Raw genomic sequence first — 21,671 nt, forward strand, 5'->3', positions numbered from 1 at the left:
ACATGCTCAGCACCTCGACCTTCACGACGTCCGACTTCGACGTCACCGACTACACCCCCGACATCACGACCGCCCTGCCGACCGGGCACCTCCGCATGCGCAAGACGTATGCCGGTGACGTGGCGGGCCGCAGCGTCACCCAGTTCACCTCGGCCTTCGACCAGCAGACGGGCGTCGGCACGTACGTCGCGATGGAGTCGTTCGAGGGGACGGTGGCCGGACGCCGCGGTGCCTTCAACTTCGTGCACGCCGCCTCGACGAGCGGCGCCGACCGAGCCCACGAGTACGGCCTCATCGTGCCCGGCAGCGGCACCGACGAGCTGGCCGGCATGGAAGGGACCGTGCGCCTGCACATCGCCGAGGACGGCACGCACCACATGGACTTCGAGCACAACCTCGGCTGACCGAACCGGCTGCACACCGGAGACACAGCAGAACGGCGCGGGGAGGCGTGTCCCTCGCGCCGCTCTGCTGCGAGCCGACCGGTTGCCGGCTACCCGACCGTGACCGTCAGCGTGCTCAGCACGTCGGACCGCGAGTCGGACACGAGGACCCGCACCGGGTAGCTGCCCGCGGTGGCCCAGGTGTGCGAGCCCTTCACGGTCGCCGTGCCGCCGGCGCCGACGGCGACCGTGGCGTCCTCGGTCACGCTGCCGTCGCCCCACTCGACCCGGGCGGTGTAGCCGCCCGCAGCGGGGACCCCACCCTTGGCCGTGCCCAGCGTGACCCCGGCCGCCTGGCCCGCCGTCGCGGTGGCGTCGTCACCAGCCGCGACCTCGAGCGCCGAGCCGTTGTCGGCCACCGCGAACACGTGGATCCGGCCGGCCGACTTCGGGTCGCCCGTCTGGGTCGGCAGGGTCACCGACTCGACGGTCTTCCCGGCCGGCACCGTGAGCGGCGCTGTCGCGAAGAGCTTGGCCCGGCAGCTGTCGGTGCCGGTCCCGTTGAGGCGGAAGGCCATCTCCAGCGCCACCGCGTTGCCGAACTGCGGTGAGCCGCACCAGTCGCCGTACTGCACCTTGTAGCTCGTGGTCGAGCCGTCGGTGAAGCGGACCGTGGCGGTCGTGTCCTGGTTCTTCTGCGTCGCCGTGCCGATGAGCGAGAGCTGCGTCGCCCCCGGCGCCAACGTCACCGGAAGGGTCTGCCCGGCGCCCGTGGCGTTGTCCTTCTGACCCACCGGGATGCCCGGCATGGAGAACTTCAGGTCGGTGCCCGGGACGGTGAGCAGCTTGCCCGGCACCCCGCCCGCTGCGGCGAGCGCCTCGCGGGACAGGCCCGCCCGGTCGCCGTCGCAGGGGACGGAGTCGCCCACGTTGCCGAAGCAGACGGAGTCGAACCCGGCGGCATACGCCGGCACGGAGGCCTGGTGCACGGTCGCGGCGCCGAGCGCCGAGCCGCTGTCGTTGGCCGTGGTGACGGTCACCTTGGGCTGGTACGGCCCCGGCTTCGCCCACGTGTGGGTGCCCCGGATCGTGAACGAGCCGAGGTCACCGGCCGCGATGGTGCCTTCGGAGCTCGTGCCGTCACCCCAGGCGATCGTCGCCTTGGCCGTGGCCGACGGGTCCTGCCCCTGGCCGACGCCACCTGAGAAGGTCGCGACGGTTCCGGTCCAGGCCGTGTCCTCGGACGTCTCGAACGGCTCGGCCGCGGACACCTTGATGCCGGTGTTCTGCGCCTTGGAGCCGTCGGTGAGCAGCTCGACCTCCGACAGGTTCGCGGCAGCACCGCCGACCGTCGCCGTGACGACGAGACGGTAGGTCGTGAACGTGCCCGTGTGTGCGATCTCGAACGGACGCGTCTGCGTCCGCCACGGGAAGACCTGCCCCGTACGCGTGTCTAGCGTCTGCCACGTGGCGCCGCCGTCCTTGCTGCCCTCGAGGCGCCACGCCGACGGGTCGCCTGCCTTCGGGCCCGAGGTAAGCGTGTACCAGGTGGCCCGCTGGCCGACCCCCGAGAGGGTGAAGCCGACGGTCGGCGTGGCCGACGTGAAGGTGGCGGCGGTGCGCGACGTGTTGTCGAAGAGCGCCTTGGCGTCCTGGCCCGACGCGAGGTCGGTCGCCGTCGCGGTGCCGCGGCCGGGGCCGGTCGCGTCCTTGAGCGGCTTCGGCGCCTCGGTGCCCTGGGTGATCGACGGCGGGGCGTCCTGAACTCGAGCGCCGAAGTCGGACGGCGCGCTGCCCATGGCGAAGTCGACCGTGGTCGGGCCGGCGATCTCGCTCTGGTTGATCGAGACGCTCTTGTGCTTCTGGCCGTTGACCGTCACGCCCTGGACGTAGATGTTCTTCTCCGAGTTGCCCGGCGCGTTGACGACGAGGTTGCCCTGGGTGCGCTTGACCGTGACCTGCTCGAACTTCGGCGACCCGATGGCCCAGTTCGGCGAGCCGACCTGGAGGGGGTAGATGCCGAGCGAGGAGAGGACGTACCACGCCGACATCTCGCCGTTGTCCTCGTCGCCCGGGTAGCCCTGGCCGATCTCGCCGCCGACGTAGAGGCGCCGCATGATCTCGCGCACCTTCTCGGCCGTCTTGTACTGCTGGCCGGTCCAGTCGTACATGTACGCGATGTGGTGGCTGACCTGGTTGCTCTGGCCGAGCATGCCCATGCGGACGTCGCGCGCCTCGAGCATCTCGTGGATGACGCCGCCGTAGCCGCCGGGCTTCGTCGCCGTCTCGGGCGTCGAGAAGAACGTGTCGAGCTTCTTCGCGAGAGCATCACGGCCGCCGTAGAGGTTGGCGAGGCCGTTGCCGTCGAAGGGCGCGTGGAAGGCGAAGTTCCAGGCGTTCGTCTCGGTGTAGTCGCCGCCCCAGTCCTCCGGGTCGAAGTCGGTCGGGTAGCTGCCGTCGGCCGCGCGGCCCTGGAAGAAGCCGACCTTCGGGTTGAAGAGGTTGCCGTAGTGGGTCGACCGCTCGAGGAAGTACTTCGACTCCTCCGTGAGCTGCGCGCGTCGGTTCGCCGGGGTCGCCGGGTCCTTCGCGAGCGCGGCCGCCATGGTGCCGATGCCGAAGTCGTTGACCAGTCCCTCGAGACCCCACGACACGCTCTCACCGGTGTTGGTGCTCGTGTAGCCGAGGAAGGTCGAGGTGTCGAGCCCCTTGCGCCCCACGGCGCTCGAGGTCGGCAGCACCGTCGCGTTCTTGACGGCGGCGTCGTAGGCCCCCAGCGGGTCGGGCAGCTTGACCCCCTTGACGTACGCGTCGGCGAACGCGACGTCGGAGCTCGTGCCCGTCATGAGGTCGGCGTAGCCGGGCGAGCTCCACCGGGCGACCCAGCCGCCGTCGCGGTACTGCTGCACGAAGCCGTCGGCGATCTCGGCCGCCACCTCGGGGTAGAGGAGGCTGTAGGCCGGCCACACGGTCCGGTAGGTGTCCCAGAATCCGTTGTTGACGTAGATCTTGCCGTCCTTGATGCCAGCGTTCGTCGTCGTGGTCGTGGCCGAACCCGACTTGGCCGCAACGGGGCTCGCGTACTGGTAGCGCGGGGCCGCGACGGTGCCGGTGTTCTCGAACTGGCTGTTCGGGTAGAGGTTCAGGCGGTAGAGGTTGGAGTAGAGCGTCGTGCGGTCGGAGTCGTTGGCGCCCTTGACGTCGACGACGCCGAGGCGCGTGTTCCATGCCTGCTTGGCGGCGGCCCGCACAGCGTCGAAGTCGCGGTCGGCGAGCTCGAACGCGTGGTTCTTCTTCGCTTGGTCGAGCGAGATGAACGACGTCGACAGCTTCAGCACGACCTGCTTGTTGCTGCTCGTGTCGAAGCTCGCGTAGCGGGTTCCGGTGTGACCGTTCGGCGCGGTGCCCACGGCCGTGGCCGGGCGGTCGAACGTGCCGTAGACGAACATCCGGCTGCGTCCGGCGGACAGGCCACTGCCGTTGTCGACCCAGCCGGTCATCGTGCCGGTCGCGGCGTCGACGGTGAAGGCGCCGTTGTCGTCACGGGTGTCGACGACGAGGCTGCCCTTGGCCGCCGAGGCCGGGAACGTGAAGCGGTAGACGCCGCCGTGGTCGGCGGGCGCCGTCTCGGCGGTGAGCCCGCCCGCAAGGACCGACTTGTAGTAGTCGGGGTGCGCCACCTCGGTCGCGTGGTCGAAGGCGAGGCCGCGACCCGATGCACTGCCGGTCGGGGTGCCCGTCGCGATCGACGGCATGACCGACATCTGGTTGCGGTCACCCATCCACGGACTGGGCTCGTGCGAGATCGCAAGCCCTTGCAGGACAGGGAGGTTCGCCGCGTTGTTCTGCGACTGGTAGTTGTACTCCCACGACTGCGAGTTCGCGTCGGTCACGGGCGTGAAGAACGTGAAGCCGTTCGGCACGGCGCTGATCGGCAGGTTGTTGCCGCGCGAGAAGCCGCCCGACGCGTTGGTGCCGCGTCGCACGTCGACGTAGTTCGTCAGGTCGGCCCCGTCGATGACAGCCGGGTCGCCCTGCACCGCGATGTCGTCGATCCAGCCGCCGAACCGGGTGTCCTTCGTGGCGCCGCCCGTGTTGTCGTAGCCGACGAGCACACGGTCGACGGTCTTGCCCGCGGCGACCTCGCCGACGTCGAGCGAGACCGCGTTCCACTGGTTGGCGTAGAGGATCTTGCCCTTGCCCTGCCCGCTCGGGCTCGCCGCGACGCCGTGCTGGTCGTCGCCGCCGAGGTCGGACAGGTAGGTGCCGTCGGTGAACCTGAGGTCGAGCGACGCGTACGTCGACGGGTACTCGAGGTCGCCGGCGATCATGTCGGGGAAGATCTTGTAGCTCAGCCGGGTCTTCGCGGTGACCGGCAGGTCGACGTCGAAGAGCCGGTTCCACGCGTACCCGCGGCCGTCGGCCGTGTGGCCGCCCGAGTAGCGCAGCGCCTTGACGCCGGTCCACCCGACGAGCGGCTTGATGTTGAAGCCCGAGATCGGTCCCGAGCCGACGACGGTCTTCATCGGTGACGCCGGGCCAGAGCCCGTCGACCCGTCGGAGAGGTCCCAGTCGGCGAGCTGGACGGTGCCGCCCGAGTGCACCGCGGTCACGTTGAGGCGGTAGTACGCGTACGTGCCCGGTGTCGTCACCTGGAACGTACGCGTCGCGAAGCGGCCCGAGAAGTCGATGCCGGTCTGGCGGTCGAGGTCGGTCCACGTGGTGCCGTCGCTCGACCCTTGGAACGTGAAGTCCTTGGGGTCGCGCTCGGGCGAGTCGTTCGCCGACGTCAGCGAGTAGCGCACCGCCTTGGCCGGTGTGCTGAGCTGGTAGCGCACCCAGGCGCTCGAGGCGAAGGCGAGCCACTTCGAGTCGGGGTTGGCGTCGGCGAGGTTCGCCGCCACCTCGCCCGGGCCGTTCTCGGCGCTCGCGGTGACCCCCGTGACCGAGCCGAGCAGGCTGCCGTCGGCGCTCGCCGTGCCGGAGACGGACTGCTGCCGCGGGCCGTCAGCCCCGACCTCGACGGTCGAGAGCTCGGGCTGCGGCTGACCCGACTCGAACGACGTCGAGAAGTCGCCGGCAGGGACATCCGCCGCAGGTGCGGTGAGGGATGGTGTGGCGGACGCGTCGAGCGCGCCGGCCTGGGACGGACCTGCGACCACTCCAGCGGTCGAGGTGGCCAGGACTGCCAGGGCGATGACGCCTCTGCGGATCCCGGATCTGTGGGACATGGGTTCCTCCGTGCTCGTCGTTGAGCCGTGCTGTGAGCAGCTGAAAATGGGGGCCGGGTCCGGCTGTCTTCGGGCCGGCTCCGACCCGCCGAGACTCGCCGCCGACGACAAAGGGCGTCAACAGGGCGAAGGGTTCTTGTCCGGTCAGGACATCGAATCGGACAGAACGGCCAGTCCGCGGCATCGGAGGAGCATCCTGCGTTGCCTTTTCCGGTGGGCGCTGGTCGGATGGCAGCCATGACAGCGTTGTCTGACCACCGGACAGCCATCCGCCCGACGATGGCCGACGTCGCAGCCGAGGCACACGTCTCGGTCAAGACGGTCTCGCGCGTGGTCAACCACGAGCCGGGCGTGCGGCCGGACACCGCCGAGCGGGTCCGCGCCGTCATCGAGCGACTCGGCTTCCGCCGGCACGACGGCGCGCGGATGATGCGCCAAGGCCGCACGTTCACCATCGCGCTCGTCGTCGAGGACCTTGCCAACCCCTTCTACTCGCAGATCGGGGCCGCGGTCGAGCGCGAGGCCCGCATCCGTCAGCACCAGCTGATCACCGCGTCGGCCGAGGGCTCCCCGACCCGCGAGCGGGCCGTCATCGAGGCGCTCATCAACCGTCGCGTCGACGGCATCGTCGTGGTGCCGGCCGACGAGAGCGCGTCGTCGGATGCCGCCGTCGAGGCGAGCCAGACCCCCATCGTCTACATGGACCGCCCGGTGCGCGGCACACCGCGCGACACGGTGCTCAGTGACAACCACGGCGGCATCCGGAGTGCCGTCGAGCACCTGGTGGCGCACGGTCACCGGAGCATCGCCCTCTTCGGCGACGACCCCGCCTTCTGGACGGCGAGGCAGCGGCGCGAGGCCTTCGTCGCGACCCACCAGTCGCTCGGGCTGCCCGGCAGCCCCCGCGTGTCGATGGGTCCCCACTCGCCCACCTCGGTGCGCGAGACCCTGACCCGCTGGAGCGAGACCACCGACCCCACGACGGCCGTCATCACCGGCAACAACCGGATCACCATCGCGCTGCTGCTCGCGCTGCGTGACCTGCGACTGCCGCTGTCACTCGTCGGCTACGACGACTTCGAGCTCGCCGACCTCGTCGACCCACCCGTCACCGTCGTGCACCAGGACCCGGCAGCCATGGGACAGAAGGCCGCGCAGCAGCTCTTCGCCCGGCTGCTGGGCGACGAGTCACCGGCGCAGACCGTCGTCATGCCGACGCGCCTCGTCGTGCGGGGCTCAGGTCTGCGACGAGGGTCCGCCCCGCGATGACCACCGCCCACCCACCGAGGAGCACCACGACCGTGTCAGCACCGACCCGCCTCCCGCTCAACACCCCGCGCCGGTTCTACCGCGGCGGTGAGCGGATCCTCGCGTTCCGCGGGCTCGACACCCCTGTGGACTTCGACGGCCATCGGCCCGAGGACTGGCTGGCGTCGACGACCCGGCTGTTCGCGGAGGGCGGCGACGGGGTCACGGTGTTCACCGACGGCACGTCGCTGCCCGAGGCCCTGGCCGCCGACCCCGACCACTGGCTCGGGCCCGACCACGTGGCCGCGCACGGAGTGGAGCCCGGCCTGCTGACCAAGCTGCTCGACGCCGGGGAGCGCCTGCCCGTCCACTCGCACCCCGACCGGGCCTTCGCCGCCGCCCACCTGGACTGCGAGCACGGCAAGACCGAGGCCTGGATCGTGCTCGACGCCGAGCCCGGCGCCAGCGTGTGGCTGGGCTTCCGCGAGGAGCTGCCGGCCGACGAGCTCGCGGCCCTGGTCGAGGGGCAGGACGAGCGGCTGCTCGAGGCTCTCAACCGCATCGAGGTGCAGGCCGGCGACACCGTGCTCGTGCCCGGCGGCCAGCCGCACGCCATCGGCGAGGGCGTCTTCGTGCTCGAGCTGCAGGAACCGACCGACCTGTCGGTCATGCTCGAGCACCGTCGATTCGGGCTCGAGGAGGCGCACGCGTTCCTCGGGCTCACCGTGCCTCGTGCGCTCGAGAGCGTCGACCGTGGCCCGCTCACGGACGAGCAGCTGAGCGCCCTGCGCCGGCGCTGGACCGACGTCGCGGGCACCGGCCACGCCCTGCCCGCGCAGGCGACCGAGTTCTTCCGGGCCGAGGTGCTGCGGGCGACACCAGGATCGCCCGCGGTCGGCGCGGCCGCCTTCGCCGTCGTCGTCGTCGTGGCCGGCTCGGGCACGCTCACGACAGCCGCGGCGGCTGACGCCGGAACGGCGTCGCCCCGCCCCACCGAGGTGGGACGGGGCGACGTGATGCTCGTGCCCCACGGCGCCGGCGAGCTGACCGTCGACGGCGACGTCACCGTCGTGCGGTGCATGCCGCCCGCCTGACCAGGCCTGACTACTCCGACGTGCGGTGGTTGAACGCGCGGATCGACAGCGGCGCGAGGACAGCCGTCAGCAGGACCGACCAGAGCACCGTGGCGAGTATCGGGTGGTGCAGCGGCAGGGCCGAGTCAGGCGGTAGCGGCACGGTGTTGCCCCACAGCTCGCGCATGGCTCGCACGAGCGAGCTGATCGGGTTCCACTCGGCGATGGTGCGCAGCCAGGCCGGGTTCATGTTGGCGGTCGGCGCGAACGTGTCGGCGAGGAAGGTCAGCGGGAAGATCGCCGTGAACATCACGCCCTGCACCGCCTCCGCGGTCTTGAGCCGGGAGCCGGCGAGGATGCCGATCCACATCATCGCGAAGCCGAAGAGCAGCAGCAGCGCGAAGCCCAGCAGTCCCTTGGCGAAACCGGTGTGGATGCGCCAGCCGATGAGCAGGCCCGTGACCGCCATGACGACCGTGCCGATGCTCGAGTGGATGAGGCTCGAGATGCTGCGCCCGATGAGCACCGAGGCGCGGGAGATCGGCAGCGACCTGAACCGGTCGATGATGCCCTTGTTGAGGTCGTTCGTCAGGCCGATGGCCACGATGAAGCACGAGAACGCCATCGTCTGCGCCATGATGCCGGGCAGCAGCCACTCGCGGTAGTTCACCCCGGCGTTGATCGAGCCGCCGAAGACGTAGGCGAACAGCACGACGAACATGATCGGCTGGAAGGTGACGTCGGCGAGCATCTCGGGCATCCGCCGGATGTGCTTGATGTTGCGCCAGACGTGGGTGCGCACCTGCTTCCACATGCCGGGGGGCTCGATCGTCAGCCGTGCCGGCTGTGTGGCCACCTCCTCGCGAACGGACGTGTGACTCATGGCCGTCCTCCCTTCGTCGTGGGGTCGGGGACCCGCTCGGCGTCGGTCTCCTGGGTGGCCTCGTCGACCTCTTCGGCCTTGCGGCCGGTGAGGTGCAGGAAGACGTCGTCGAGACTGGGTCGCTTGAGCCCGAGGTCGTCGAGGACGATCTCGGACCCGTCGAAGATGCTCGCGATGCGGGTCACGTCGGCGAGCCCGTCGGCGGGGGCCGTGAGCTGGCGGGCGCCCTCGTCGACGTGCACCTCTCGGACGTGGGAGGCGAGCAGGCCCCTCGCCGCCTCGAGCTGGTGGGCGTGTGAGACCGTGACGACGAGGGCGGCCTGCCCGGACTGGTCCTTGAGCTCGAGCGGCGTGCCCTCGGCGATGATGCGGCCGTGGTCGATGACGACGATGCGGTCGGCGAGCTGGTCGGCCTCTTCGAGGTACTGCGTCGTGAGCAGCAGCGTCGTGCCGTCACGGACGAGGCCGCGGAGCACCTCCCAGAGCTCGACGCGGCTGCGTGGGTCGAGACCCGTCGTCGGCTCGTCGAGGAAGAGCACCCGGGGGGCGGCGATGAGGCTGACTGCGAGGTCGAGGCGGCGGCGCATGCCGCCGGAGTAGTCCTTCACCACCTTGTCGCCGGCGTCGGAGAGCGAGAACCGCTCGAGGAGGTCGTCTGCGGCCGAACGGATCTCGGCCCTGCCCAGGCCGTAGAGCGAGCCCATCAGGCGGATGTTCTCGCGGCCGGTGAGGAACTCGTCGACGGTGGCGGCCTGCCCGGTCAGGCCCATGCTGCGACGGACGGCCTCGGGGTCACGGGTGACGTCGAAGCCGGCGACCCGGGCGGTGCCGCTCGTCGGGGTCGTGAGGGTGGTCATCATGCGCACGGTGGTCGTCTTGCCGGCGCCGTTGGGCCCGAGCAGGCCGAGCACAGAACCGCGCGGCACGGAGAAGGAGACGTCGTCGACGGCGACCATGTCGTCGAAGCGTTTGACGAGGTGCTCGGCCTCGATGGCCGGGCCGGTGAACCGCTCGTGCGACGCGCGCACGTCGGAGGTGATGGTCATGTGAGGGCTCCCCAAGGGGTGTGTGCAGATGTGAGCTGCGGGTGCGTGGATGCGCGCATCCGAGCGTAGAAGGCGACACCGACAGCGTCACCGATTCATGTGAACGCCGTCAACATCTGTGGGGCCGCCCCCCAGCGGACGTTCGCCCACGGCGTACGGCCTCGGCCGCCGCACCCGGACGACATCGCCCCCGCCCGTGCGACGCTGGAGACACGCACCGAGATCGGAGACGGCCATGACCCAGATCGCTCCCCGCGCGCAGCAGGTCAGCGCGCACGGCACGCGCACACCCCTGCTGCGCGAGGTCTACGGCCGCCTGCTCCGCGGCCTGCGCACCCGTCAGGGCCGCACCCTCGCCGAGGTCGCCGCACGCGCCGGCATCTCGGTCGCCTACCTCTCCGAGGTCGAGCGCGGCCTCAAGGAACCGTCGTCCGAGGTGCTGGAGGCGATCTGCATCTCGCTCGACTCGAGCATCATGAGCCTGGTCGGCGCCGCGCACCGCGACCTGCGCGACCTCGCTGCGGACGGCGCCACCGGCGGCCGGGTGCTCGACCTCACCTCGCGCGTCGGCTCGAGCCTCGCCGAGCCGGCCACCCACGACGTCGCCCCGTCGGGCACCCTCCTCGACACGAGCGGCTCGGTGGCGCTCGCAGCCTGAGCACCACCGAGCCGGTCGTCACGCGGCAGGTCCGTCAGTCGACGAGGCTGCCCCACGTGTTGTTGCCGACCACCCCGTCGACGACCAGGCCCACCTTCGACTGGTAGGACCGGACCGCCGTGTTGGTCGCCGGCCCGAACGAGCCGTCGACGGTGAGCGAGTAGCCGGCGTCGACGAGCTCGCGCTGGAGCCCCTTGACCGCCTCGCCGCTGCTGCCCTGGCGCAGGACCGGCAGGATCGAGTACCACGTGTTGTTGCCGACGACGCCGTCGACGGTCAGGCCGTGCGCCGACTGGTAGCTGCGCACCGCGGACTCGGTGCCCGAACCGAAGGCCCCGTCGGCGGTGACGGTCCGACCGGTGGCGCGCAGCATGTACTGCAGCGTGCGCACGGCTGCGCCCGAGCTGCCGTTCCTCAGGACGGGCAGCGCTGTCTCCGTGGTGCCCCCGCCGGTGCCGCCGGTGCCGTACTTCGCGAGGACGTCATTGGCGTACGCCACTCGCTGGGTCGTCGCGCACGTGCCGCAGCGCTCGAACTTCTGCATGAACACGGTCGTCGCGCTGCTGACCGAGGTCGCCCCGCGCAGCTCAGCGAGACCGTAGGAGGAGAACGTCGACAGCTCGTACCAGGTGAAGTCCAGCTGCGCGGCCAAGGCGTAACGGCTGCGCCCCGACAGGCCGGCGTACCAGACCATGTTGTCGCGAGAGTCGGTGTCCCAACGGCCGCCCTCGCTCCACTGGGCGATGCCCATTCCGGGCCCGCTGGGCTGGTTGGCGTACGGGTTGATCGGGCTGCCCGACTCCTGGATGAGGTTGCCGACGATGCCCGCCGACTGCCTCTCCGTCAGGCCCTTGCCGACGAAGTAGTCGAAGGCGATCTCGTCGTTCGACGCCGCTGACGCCGACGGCGCCGCAACGACCCCGAGCACCGCGACCGCAGCGCCGGCGATGAGGCCCGCGACTCCGCGACGAATCCTGTTGGTCTTCATGGGTTCTCCGTTCCTACGCGAGCAGCTTGGCCCACGTGTTGGGGCCGACGACGGCGTCGGCGTCGAGCGAGTGGGCGGTCTGGAAGGACTTCACGGCCGAGGCGGTGCCCGAGCCGAAGATGCCGTCGACCGTGACGGCATACCCCTTGCTGTTGAGGCAGGTCTGCACACCACGGACGGCGTCGGAGGTCTGCCCCTGGGAGCACGTGGCCGCGAGGGGCGCCTCCCAGGTGGCGCGGCCGATGACGCCGTCGGCGCTGAGCCCCTTGGCCTGCTGGAACGAGACCACGGCTGTCTTGGTGCCGGGGCCGAACGAGCCGTCGACGGTCAGCGAGCGCCCCGAGTGGCGCAGCAGGTACTGCGCAGCCGAGACGCGGAACCCGCTGCTGCCCTGCTGGAGCGTCGGCCACGACCGGGTGGGCGCCGGTGGCGGGTTGCTCGTGCCAAGCCTCGCCGCCACATCGCTCCGCAATTGGGGAAGCCTGGCGTACAAGGCGTTCCCCGGACACTCGGTGTCGAGGAAGTCACGGTGACCGTAGATGTCCTCCGGGCCGAGGGCGTACGTCTGGCAGAGGTACGCGCAGAGGTTGACCAGCGCGGTCCACTGGGCAGAGGTGGGCAGCGCCGTCGTGTAGGTGCCCTCGTTCTCGATGCCGATCGACGTCGAGTTCTGGCCCGTGCAGTGCGCCCCGAGCGGGAACACGGCGCTCGCGCCGGAGCCAAGGCCCTCGATGGACCGGTGGCGCCCCTCCATCGTGTAGCCGCCGCGGCTGACCGTGAACTGCTGGCCCGAGTCGATCCAGCCGCGAGCGAAGTGCCACTGCTGGATGTTGCGTGCCAGCGAGTATGCCGCCGCCTGCGAGTAGTCGGTGGTGTTGGCCGATGCCGTGTGGTGCACGAGGATCTTCTGCGGCGGCCCGGCCATGCTGACCGTGCCCGTCGCCGGCTGCGCACCCCACGCGGAGCAAGAGGCGATGGTGGGTCGCGCGACGGCGGTGACCGCCGCGTTGGCCGTGCCGGCCTTGGCGATCCCGAGAGCCCCCATGGCGCCGACGCCGAGCGCGCCGGCGAGAAGGGACCTGCGGTTCACGCGCGGGGGCTGGTTGTCCACGTCCGAGCCGGGCCTGACGGACAGGCCGTCACACTCACGACACACGGTTCACCAGCCGGGGCAGGCGTCGGCGTCCCAGGCGATGCTGGAGCGGATGTCGACGTGGGCGTGGTCGTCGTGCGCCGGGTAGCCCGGGCCGAAGATGCCGCCGAAGCCGGCATACCGGGCCTGCTTCGCGATGCTGCAGATCGACGTCGCGCTGTCACCGGGGACGAGGTCGAGCGCCCCACCGTTGAGGTGCACGCTGTTGCTCGCCCCGCCGACCGACGCGTTGCACGACGGGTCGCGGAAGCCGGACGTGACCTTCAGCGGATGGTCGCCGAGCTGGTGGCGCAGCGCCTCGGCGCGCCACAGCGCCCGCTTCATGTTCTCCTTCTGCGCGGCCGTGCCGGTGAAACCCTTGCCGCAGTTGTAGCTCGCCTCTGCGTAGGTGAAGTGGACGGGGCTGCAGTCAGGGTCCTGGAGGGCGTAGATCTTCGAGAACGTGGCTGAGCCGGCGACACCGTCGGCTGCGAGTCCGTACGCCTTCTGGAAGTTCGTGACGGCCGTCTTCGTCTGCGGGCCGTAGGACCCGTCGACTCCCATGACCTGGCCGCGCGGCACCCAGCCGGCGACCCGGATCTGCAGCTGCGTGACGTCGGCGCCCGATGCCCCGGAGCTGAGGGTGCGCGGCCACGAGTAGCACTCGTCGGCATGGGCCGTCGGGGCCGACGCGGTCATCGTCGCCGTCGCGACACCGAGTCCTCCGAGAGCGAGGGCGACGGCGGCGATGACGTGGGTCAATCGGTTCCTGCGCATGCGATGTCCCTTTCGTGAGGTGCTGCGTTCCTGTGTTCGAGACTGTCCGAGGTGCTCGAGGACCGCGCGCCGAGTGCATGGGGAGCACTCCCCGTGCCGGGCCGGTCCTTCTCAGACTCGCCAGTGGGCTCCCCTGCGGGCCACGCACGGCAACCCGGACATCGCGTTGTCCGGGTCGACCCGGACGCCTGATGTCCGACCGCACATCGCGCCGTGTCCGTGGGCCTCGAGTGGGGCGCGGGCCAGTGTCGTCGGCAACGGCTCGGCAGCCTGCCGGCCGCCCCCGACCCAGGAGGAACCCATGAACAAGAAGCTCGTCGCCGGGCTCGTGAGCCTGGCCGCAGGTGCCAGTGTCGCCATCGCCGTGGCGCCGCCGGCCCAGGCCTCCTCGATGTACGGCTGCACCTACCCGAAGGTCTGCCTGAAGGACGGCAGCTACCAGTCGGGCACGGTCTTCTGGGGCGGGGTCGACACGGTCTACCAGAACCTCCCGTCCTCGGGACAGAACCGCGCCGACTCCGTCGTCAACACCCGCAACGACGACTCGGTCTGGCTCATCGACACCGGGTCCTCGCCCGACCGCTACATCTGCATCCCGCGCAACACCGCCGTGAACCTCGGCGACTACACGCTCTCCGGGAGCAACTCGTGGGCCAACGACGTCGACACGATCCGCATCTGGAGCGATGACGGCACGTGCTCGGGCACGTACAACGTGGTAACCGGCACCCGACCCGACGGGTGGCGCGGCTGACACGAGAGCCGTCCCCGAGGGGACCGGGCCCGACCCTCGCGTCGGCCCGGTCCCCTTGCGTTCCCAGCAGTTCCGAGTTGCGGGGTGGTCGGCGCTCCTCCACGATTCGAGTGCGGGACCTCAGGGCCCCGTCTTCGCACGGGTCGCGCTGGCGCGGCCCCCACCGATCAGGGGACGGTATGGACGGAGATTTCGGGACGGCTCTACGTCGGATGCGACGTGCGGCGGGCCTCACGCAGGAGACGCTGGCCGCGCGGTCGGGACTCAGCGTCGAGGGCATCAGCGCCCTCGAGAGGGGGCAACGCAAGCAGCCACGCGCCGACACCGTCGCCCTGCTCGCCGATGGGCTCGGTCTCGGGCCCGAGGACCGACTGACGCTCGCTGGAGCGGCGACGCGACCACGCGTCGTGCCGGTCGCGCGTCGTGACGGCGCACCGCGCCAGCTCCCCGCCCGCACCCAGGCGTTCACCGGTCGCGTGGAGGAGCTGCGCACCGTGACCGACCTGCTGTCGCGGCCGGGCGCACGCGAGGCCCCGGTCGTCGTGGCGATCATCGGGATGGGCGGGCTCGGCAAGACGACGCTCGCGGTCCACGCCGCGTCGAACCTCGCCGACCGCTACCCCGACGGGCAGCTCTATCTCGACCTGAGGGGACACGACGCGCGGGCTCCGCTCACGGCGCTGCGGGCCCTCACTTTCCTCATCGGCTCGCTCGGCGGCGACGCCGGCGACGTGCCCGACGACCTCGACCAGGCGGCCGCGGCGTTCCGCTCGATCGTCTCCGGGTCGCGCGTCCTCATCGTGCTCGACAACGCCGCCGACGCCGCCCAGGTCGAGCCCCTGATCCCGGCCGAACCGGGCTGCGCGGTGCTCATCACCAGTCGGCGCGCGGTGTCGGGGCGGGCCGACGTGCACCACGTGCCTCTCGACGTGCTGCCACCGGAGGACTCCCGTCGCCTGCTCGGAACACTCGTCGGCGCCGACCGCCTCGCCGACGACCCGCGCTCGGCGGACGAGCTCACGCAGGCCTGCGGCGGGCTGCCTCTGGCACTGCGCATCGTCGCCTCCCGGCTGCAGGCCCGCCCGACCTGGCCACTGGGCTTCCTCGCATCGCGGCTCACCGAGGCGCGCACCTGCCTGAGCGAGCTGTCCGTCGGCGACCTGGCGGTGCGCTCCAACATCGCGCTGTCGGTCGAGCACCTCGAGTCGAGTGACGACCCCGTCGACCACCTCGCCGCCCGCGTGCATCTCTGGTGCGGCCTGCTGCCGGCCACCGGCCTCTCCGTGGCCGCCGTGTCCGCCCTCGTCGACCTCCCGGAGACCTCAGCCGCCGCGGCCCTCGAGCGGCTGGTCGACGTCAGCCTCGTCGAGGCGGTGGCGCCGGGCCGGTACCGGGTCCACGACCTCGTGCACGCCGTGGCGCGGGAGCGTGCCGCAACCCAGCTCGACGAGGCCGAGCAGGTGGCGGCCATCGAGCGGCTCACCGTCTTCTACGTCGCGGTGGGTTGGCGCACCCGGCACCACTGCCGGCCCACGCCGCCCGGCGTCGACGCCGACTCGCTGGCGCGGGCGTCCGGGTCGCTCGTCGAGACGGCGGACTGCCTCGACCTGCTCGTCGCGGACGCCGAGCAGTGCACGGCACTGGCCGGGATGCTCTCCGGCACGGGGCACCCCGCGCGCCGCCACCTGCMGTGGCTCGTGCTCGGGCTCATCACCTTCTTCGTGGGCAGGGTCGACACGTCAGGATGGCCCGAGATGCTGGTCATCGCGCTCGAGTCGGCACAGCGCACGGGCGCCGACCCCGCCGTGTCGGGGCACCTCCGAGAAGACCTCGCGCTCGCGCTCAGCGGCCGGGGTGAGCACCACGCCGCACTCGAGGAGGCGCGCGCTGCGACGACGCTCTTCGAGCAGGCCCGTGACGACCGGTCGCGCGCCTCGGCGCTCGGCACCGAGGCGATCATCCTGGGCCGGCTGGACCGCATCCCGGACGCGATCGCGCTGCGGGAGCAAGCCCGCCTCCTGAGCGAGTCCTGTGGTGACGACCGCGCCGTCGCGGCAGCCCACCGTGACCTCGGACTGCTCCTCGCGCGCGACGGTGACTACAGCGCCGCGATCGTCCACGAAGGCCGATCGCTCGAGATCTACACCCGCATCGGGGTGACCCGCGGGATCGCCATGGCGGCGGTCAACCTCGGCGTCATGCTCCGCGACACCGGTGAGCTCGCCAGGGCGAGGGGCCACCTCGAGCAGAGCGTCGCGATCTTCCACGACATCGGCGACCGGGCTGGCGAGACGGAGGCGCTCGACGAGCTCGGCTACTGGCACGTCGTGGCCGGCGACCCTGGGCTCGGACTCACGATCCTCAGCGACGGTCTCGCCCTCGTCGACGACAGCGACACGGGCCAGTGGGAGGCGAGCATCCGCAAGCGGCTCGGCCTCGCCCTGCTACGTCTCGGCCGTCGCGCGGAGGCTGAGCACCACTGGCGCGCGGCCGTCCAGATCCACATGCGCCGCGGCGAGTGGGGAGCGGTCGCCGAGGCCCACCAGCTCTTCTCTCCGCCGGTCGCGCTCACCCCGTCGTGACCACCGTGTCGAGCTCGGCCTCAGAGGCGCGCTCGATCACGTGGTCGACGACACCGAACTCGACGGCCTGGTCGGCGGTCAGCACCTTGTCACGGTCGGTGTCGAGGCGCAGCTGCTCGATGCTCCGGCCGGTGTGACGGCTGAGCACCTCCTCGACCTGCGACCGCACGCGCAGCAGCTCGTCGGCCTGCAGGGCGAGGTCGCTCACCGTGCCCTGCCCGCCTGCCGACGGCTGGTGCAGCAGCACCCGAGAGTGCCGCAGGGCGAAACGCCTCCCCGACTCGCCCGCAGCGAGCAGCACAGCCGCCGCCGACGCCGCCTGACCGAGGCAGTAGGTCGCGACCGGTGTCGGCACGAACTGCATCGTGTCGTAGATCGCCATGAGCGCCGTGAAGGAGCCCCCCGGACTGTTGATGTAGAGCGAGACCTCGCGGTCCGGCGCGACATCGGCCAGGTGCAGCAGCTGGGCCATGACGACGTTGGCCACGCCGTCGTCGATCTCGGTGCCCACGAAGATGATCCGCTCCTGCAGCAGCCGGCTGTAGATGTCGAAGCTGCGCTCGCCGGCCGGGGTCCGCTCGATGACGTGGGGGATCGTGTAGGTGCTCACCTCAGGCCCACCTTCCGCTCGACACCGACCGGGCGGACGTCCGTCAGCGAGGTGACGACATGGTCGACGATGCCGTACGCCTCCGCCTCCTCCGCGCTGAACCATCGGTCGCGCTCGCTGTCCCGGGTGATCTGCTCCACCGTCTGGCCCGTGTGCTCCGCCTGGAGCTCGTTGACCCGGCGCTTGACCGCTTTGAGGTTGTTGGCCTGCACCTCGACGTCGGCGGCCGTGCCCTGGATGCCGGCCGACGGCTGGTGCATCATGATCCGCGCGTTGGGCAGGGCGAAACGCTTGCCCGGGGTGCCTGCACCGAGGAGGAACTGCCCCATCGATGCGGCGAATCCCACTGCGAGAGTGGACACGTCGTTGGGGATGACCCGCATCGTGTCGTAGATGGCGAGGCCTGCCGTGACCGAGCCGCCGGGACTGTTCACGTAGAGGCTGATGTCGGCGCGCGGGTCTCGGGCCGAGAGCAGGAGCAGCTGGGCCGTGATCCGGTTGGCGATCGGGTCGTCGACCTCCGCCCCGAGGACGATGATCCGCTGGTGGAGCAGCTGCATCGACAGCTGGTCGTCCAGGGGTGTCGGCGTGAGTGTGTCGGTCATGCCGTCCAGCGTGCGTCAGTGGTGCGGCATACGGAATCTCACTCTGCCGGTGGCAGATTCGCCGACAGCGTATGCCGTGTGCCTGATATCGCGTGGCGCGACGTCGCCCGCTCACGGCGTCCCGGGTCACCGGCTCGCGAGGTGAGCGCGAGCCCTGCCCAGAGAGCGACCGCGAGGGCGACGAGCAGGTACGCGTTGCCGACGACGTGCTCGATCGGCCCCCACGCGTACTCACGTCCCTGGCCCCACGGGGGCCACAGGATCGGGCGCGCCACGAAGACCGTGGTCCAGGCGGCCGCCCACCGGCTGCGCTCCCACAGGCACAGGGCGACCGGAACCGCCCACACCCAGTGGTGCGACCACGAGATCGGTGACGCGACCAGGGCTGCCAGGGCTGCCAGGCAGGTGGCGAGCAGGTGGTCACCGCGGAGCCACCAGCGTCTCGCCACGAGCAGGATCGCCACGCCGAGCGGCACCGCGACCGCGACCCACACCAGCGTCGACGGCCGGCCGTCGAGCAGCCGCGTCAGCGCACCGTAGACGGACTGGTTGTGGGCCAGAGCAGGCGGCCCGATGCGGCCGGCGTCGACCAGACCGACGGTCCAGTACGAGGCGGCCCACCGCGGTGCGGCGAGCAGGCCGAGCGCGACGGTGACTCCGAAGGCGAGCAGGGCCCGTCGACCGGAGGCGCGACGGCCGACGAGCAGGAGCAGCACCACGAACACGAGGGGCGTCAGCTTCACACCGGCGACCAGACCGACGAGCACCCCGGACCAGCGCCGTTCGGGACGGAGCAGGTCGAACAGCGCCGCCCCCATGACGATGAGGTTGACCTGCCCGAAGGCGACGTTCTGCCACACCGGCTCCAGGGCGAGGGCTCCGGCTGTGACCGCGGCAGCCAGCCAGCCCGGCGTCGGCCGGCCTGTCCCGCGGCGCACGAGCACCACGACCGCGGCGAGGGCAGCCATCGACACCCCCGTCCAGAGCGCTGCGGCGAGCCGGGCGGGAAGCAGGGCGAGCGGCACCATGACGAGGGCGGCGAAGGGCGGGTAGGTGAACGTCAGCCCCGTGGCCGGGTCGCGCGGCGCCGAGGCCTGGAGCCCGTCGAGCACCGCCCGGCCGGCCTCCTGGTAGACGAGGAGGTCGGTGAGGCCGCCGTGCAGCCCACCCACGACGGCCGCGGCGACGACCACGACCGCGACCGGGGCCGGGCCGTCCAGCAGACGGGATCCCTTCACCGGACGCTGAGCCAGCACCTTCGAATCGTACGCGGACGCCGCCACCGCCGGCATCGTGCACGAGCCGGATGACATGATCGGCCCATGGATGCCGACGCCGTCGTCGTGGGAGCCGGCCTCGCCGGCCTCGTCGCCACCGCCGAGCTCGCCGACCGGGGCAAACGCGTCGTGCTCGTCGACCAGGAGGGCGAGCAGTCGCTCGGGGGCCAGGCCTTCTGGAGCTTCGGCGGCCTCTTCCTCGTCGACAGCCCTGAGCAGCGCCGGATGGGCATCCGCGACAGTCTCGAGCTCGCGACCCAGGACTGGATGGGCTCGGCCCAGTTCGACCGCGACGAGGACTTCTGGCCCCGCAAGTGGGCTGAGGCGTACCTCCACTTCGCGGCCGGCGAGAAGCGCTCGTGGCTGCACGAGCAGGGCCACCGTCTCTTTCCCGTCGTCGGCTGGGCCGAGCGCGGCGACGGCCGCGCCGACGGGCACGGCAACTCCGTCCCGCGCTTCCACATCACGTGGGGCACCGGCCCCGGCATCGTCGAGCCGTTCGAACGACGTGTCCGCGCAGCAGTCGCGAGCGGCCTCGTGACGCTGGCGTTCCGGCACCGCGTCGACGACCTGGTCGTGTCCGGCGGGACGGTCACCGGCGTACGCGGTCGCGTCCTCACGCCCGACGGTGTCGACCGTGGTCGGCCGAGCAGCCGCGAGGAGGTCGGCGACTTCGAGATCACCGCGCAGGCAGTCGTCGTCACGAGCGGGGGCATCGGCGGTGACCACGACCTCGTCCGTCGGGCCTGGCCGGAGCGGCTCGGCACGCCCCCGGCGCGGATGGTCGCCGGCGTGCCGGCGCACGTGGACGGACGCATGCTCGGCATCACCCAGCAGGCCGGCGGCAACGTCATCAACCCCGACCGGATGTGGCACTACACCGAGGGCCTGCGCAACTGGGACCCGGTCTGGGACAACCACGGCATCCGCATCCTCCCCGGACCGTCGTCGCTGTGGCTCGACGCACGAGGCCGGCGCTTCCCGGCCCCCTACTTCCCCGGCTTCGACACGCTCGGCACGCTGGGGCACATCCTGCGCACCGGCTACGACTACTCGTGGTTCGTGCTCACCCAGAAGATCATCGAGAAGGAGTTCGCCCTCTCCGGCTCGGAGCAGAACCCCGACCTCACCGGCAAGGACGTGCGCCAGGTCCTGGGGCGGGCTCGCAACGGTGCGCCGGCACCGGTCGACGCGTTCATGCGCAAGGGCGAGGACTTCGTCGTCGCCCGCACCCTCGAGGAGCTCGTGCGCGGCATGAACGCCCTCACCGGTGACGACCTCATCGACCTCGAGTCGCTGCGCCGCACGATCGTGGCCCGCGACAACGAGGTCGACAACGACTTCACCAAGGACGCCCAGATCACCGCGGTGCGCGGCGCCCGGAACTACCGTGGTGACAAGCTGATCCGCGTGGCGAGCCCGCACAGGCTGCTCGACCCCAAGGCCGGCCCGCTTGTGGCGGTGCGACTCAACATCCTCACGCGCAAGACGCTCGGCGGCCTCGAGACCGACCTGGCCGGCCGCGTGCTGCGGGCCGGCGGCGAACCGCTGCCCGGCGTCTACGCGGCCGGTGAGGTGGCCGGCTTCGGCGGCGGCGGCATGCACGGCTACAACTCGCTCGAGGGCACCTTCCTCGGCGGTTGCCTCTTCAGCGGGCGGACGGCGGGGCGGTCGGTCGCGGCCGCGCTCTGAGGCCTGACGCGGGTCTTGACGACCCGGGCCGGGATCGTCTAGAACAGGAGAACGAGCACGAAGTTGAGCGGTTTCCACTCAAGAAAGGTTCCGTGAGGCCGATCGGATCGGCCCCGTTCTCCGAGGAGTAGCCATGAGCACCACCACCTTCGACCCGTTCCGCTCCATCGACCGCACGTTCGACCGCCTGCTGGGCGAGGGCCTGCGCGGGGCGTCGACATCCGGATCGATCATGCCGATGGACCTCTACCGCTCCGGCGAGAGCTTCATCGCCCACATCGACCTGCCCGGGGTCGACCCGTCGAGCATCGACATCGACGTCGAGGACCGCACGCTGACCGTCCGGGCCGAACGCCAGCCGCCCGAGGCGGACGGTGACCAGTGGCTCTCGCGCGAGCGACCCACCGGCACCTTCGCCCGGCAGCTCTCGCTCGGCCGCGGCCTCGCCCTCGACCGCATCCAGGCCGACTACCGCGACGGCGTCCTCTCCCTGACGATCCCGGTCGCCGAGGAGGCGAAGCCACGCCGCATCACGGTCTCGCACGCCGGCTCACAGACCGACGGCGACGACTCACCCCGCACCCTCGAGTCGTCCGAGGCGAAGGCCGCTGACACGCGCACCTCGTCCCCCGCGTCGGCCTGACCCACCAACGCACCGAGCAGGCACCGAGCAGACGGAGGAGGGCCTGGCGGTCGCCCCGCCGGGCCTTCTCTTCGCGTCCCTGTCGACCG

The 21,671-nt window shown here is 71.3% G+C and carries 17 protein-coding genes; 8 read left to right on the forward strand and 9 right to left on the reverse strand.

From position 1 onward, the window contains the following. Window positions 1-2: 2 nt before the first annotated feature. Window positions 3-404, forward strand: coding sequence for a DUF3224 domain-containing protein (locus AC1DE0_RS05110; protein WP_478097827.1), 402 nt, complete (start codon window positions 3-5; stop codon window positions 402-404). 89 nt (window positions 405-493) lie between these two features. On the opposite strand, the gene AC1DE0_RS05115 is transcribed toward AC1DE0_RS05110, so the two are convergent. Then, window positions 494-5,614, reverse strand: a complete 5,121-nt coding sequence (locus AC1DE0_RS05115) for a GH92 family glycosyl hydrolase (RefSeq protein WP_478097830.1) — start codon at window positions 5,612-5,614, stop codon at window positions 494-496. 237 nt (window positions 5,615-5,851) lie between these two features. Here AC1DE0_RS05115 and AC1DE0_RS05120 point away from each other — a divergent pair, with 237 nt between their 5' ends. Together AC1DE0_RS05120 and AC1DE0_RS05125 are read left to right on the forward strand one after the other, a co-directional pair. After that, window positions 5,852-6,883: a LacI family DNA-binding transcriptional regulator gene (locus AC1DE0_RS05120; RefSeq protein WP_478097832.1), complete on the forward strand. Its 1,032-nt coding sequence runs from the start codon at window positions 5,852-5,854 to the stop codon at window positions 6,881-6,883. A gap of 32 nt (window positions 6,884-6,915) precedes the next feature. Continuing rightward, complete coding sequence (locus AC1DE0_RS05125; RefSeq protein ID WP_478097834.1) at window positions 6,916-7,956, forward strand: class I mannose-6-phosphate isomerase; 1,041 nt, start codon at window positions 6,916-6,918, stop codon at window positions 7,954-7,956. A 10-nt stretch (window positions 7,957-7,966) separates the two neighbouring features. On the opposite strand, the gene AC1DE0_RS05130 is transcribed toward AC1DE0_RS05125, so the two are convergent. Together AC1DE0_RS05130 and AC1DE0_RS05135 are read right to left on the reverse strand one after the other, a co-directional pair. Then, complete coding sequence (locus AC1DE0_RS05130; protein WP_478097837.1) at window positions 7,967-8,818, reverse strand: ABC transporter permease; 852 nt, start codon at window positions 8,816-8,818, stop codon at window positions 7,967-7,969. Next, the gene (locus AC1DE0_RS05135) at window positions 8,815-9,864 is read right to left on the reverse strand and encodes an ATP-binding cassette domain-containing protein (protein WP_478097839.1); all 1,050 of its coding nucleotides are present in this window, start codon (window positions 9,862-9,864) and stop codon (window positions 8,815-8,817) included. The genes AC1DE0_RS05130 and AC1DE0_RS05135 overlap by 4 nt, the downstream gene beginning before the upstream one ends. Before the next feature lie 235 nt (window positions 9,865-10,099). Between AC1DE0_RS05135 and AC1DE0_RS05140 the strand changes: the two genes are divergently transcribed. Then, on the forward strand, window positions 10,100-10,522 hold the full coding sequence (locus AC1DE0_RS05140; protein WP_478097841.1) for a helix-turn-helix domain-containing protein: 423 nt from the start codon (window positions 10,100-10,102) through the stop codon (window positions 10,520-10,522). 34 nt (window positions 10,523-10,556) lie between these two features. Here the strand turns inward: AC1DE0_RS05140 and AC1DE0_RS05145 are convergent, their stop codons facing one another. From AC1DE0_RS05145 to AC1DE0_RS05155, 3 genes are all read right to left on the reverse strand, one after another. Continuing rightward, complete coding sequence (locus AC1DE0_RS05145) at window positions 10,557-11,510, reverse strand: phage tail tip lysozyme (protein WP_478097843.1); 954 nt, start codon at window positions 11,508-11,510, stop codon at window positions 10,557-10,559. 13 nt (window positions 11,511-11,523) lie between these two features. Continuing rightward, entirely contained in the window at window positions 11,524-12,600 is a 1,077-nt protein-coding gene (locus AC1DE0_RS05150) for a peptidoglycan recognition protein family protein (protein ID WP_478097845.1), read from the reverse strand. A 69-nt stretch (window positions 12,601-12,669) separates the two neighbouring features. Continuing rightward, window positions 12,670-13,419, reverse strand: a complete 750-nt coding sequence (locus tag AC1DE0_RS05155; protein ID WP_478097847.1) for a D-Ala-D-Ala carboxypeptidase family metallohydrolase — start codon at window positions 13,417-13,419, stop codon at window positions 12,670-12,672. Window positions 13,420-13,720: 301 nt separating this feature from the next. Here AC1DE0_RS05155 and AC1DE0_RS05160 point away from each other — a divergent pair, with 301 nt between their 5' ends. Next, a complete protein-coding gene (locus AC1DE0_RS05160; RefSeq protein WP_478097849.1) occupies window positions 13,721-14,173 on the forward strand; it encodes a hypothetical protein in 453 nt (150 codons plus the stop codon). A gap of 179 nt (window positions 14,174-14,352) precedes the next feature. Beyond that, window positions 14,353-16,755, forward strand: a complete 2,403-nt coding sequence (locus AC1DE0_RS05165; RefSeq protein ID WP_478097852.1) for a tetratricopeptide repeat protein — start codon at window positions 14,353-14,355, stop codon at window positions 16,753-16,755. On the opposite strand, the gene AC1DE0_RS05170 is transcribed toward AC1DE0_RS05165, so the two are convergent. The 3 genes from AC1DE0_RS05170 to AC1DE0_RS05180 are packed head-to-tail and all read right to left on the reverse strand — an operon-like array spanning window position 16,742 to window position 19,226. Beyond that, window positions 16,742-17,365: a ClpP family protease gene (locus tag AC1DE0_RS05170; RefSeq protein WP_478097854.1), complete on the reverse strand. Its 624-nt coding sequence runs from the start codon at window positions 17,363-17,365 to the stop codon at window positions 16,742-16,744. The genes AC1DE0_RS05165 and AC1DE0_RS05170 overlap by 14 nt on opposite strands. Next, the gene (locus AC1DE0_RS05175; RefSeq protein WP_478097856.1) at window positions 17,362-17,970 is read right to left on the reverse strand and encodes an ATP-dependent Clp protease proteolytic subunit; all 609 of its coding nucleotides are present in this window, start codon (window positions 17,968-17,970) and stop codon (window positions 17,362-17,364) included. Before AC1DE0_RS05175 ends, AC1DE0_RS05170 begins: the two co-directional genes overlap by 4 nt. Before the next feature lie 38 nt (window positions 17,971-18,008). Then, complete coding sequence (locus tag AC1DE0_RS05180) at window positions 18,009-19,226, reverse strand: glycosyltransferase 87 family protein (protein WP_478097858.1); 1,218 nt, start codon at window positions 19,224-19,226, stop codon at window positions 18,009-18,011. 66 nt (window positions 19,227-19,292) lie between these two features. Here AC1DE0_RS05180 and AC1DE0_RS05185 point away from each other — a divergent pair, with 66 nt between their 5' ends. Next, window positions 19,293-20,939, forward strand: a complete 1,647-nt coding sequence (locus AC1DE0_RS05185) for an FAD-binding dehydrogenase (RefSeq protein ID WP_478097861.1) — start codon at window positions 19,293-19,295, stop codon at window positions 20,937-20,939. Between the two features lie 133 nt (window positions 20,940-21,072). After that, window positions 21,073-21,582, forward strand: a complete 510-nt coding sequence (locus tag AC1DE0_RS05190) for an Hsp20/alpha crystallin family protein (RefSeq protein ID WP_478097863.1) — start codon at window positions 21,073-21,075, stop codon at window positions 21,580-21,582. Window positions 21,583-21,671: the final 89 nt, after the last annotated feature.

The sequence above is a fragment of the Terrabacter sp. 05T424 genome, from assembly GCF_056396225.1.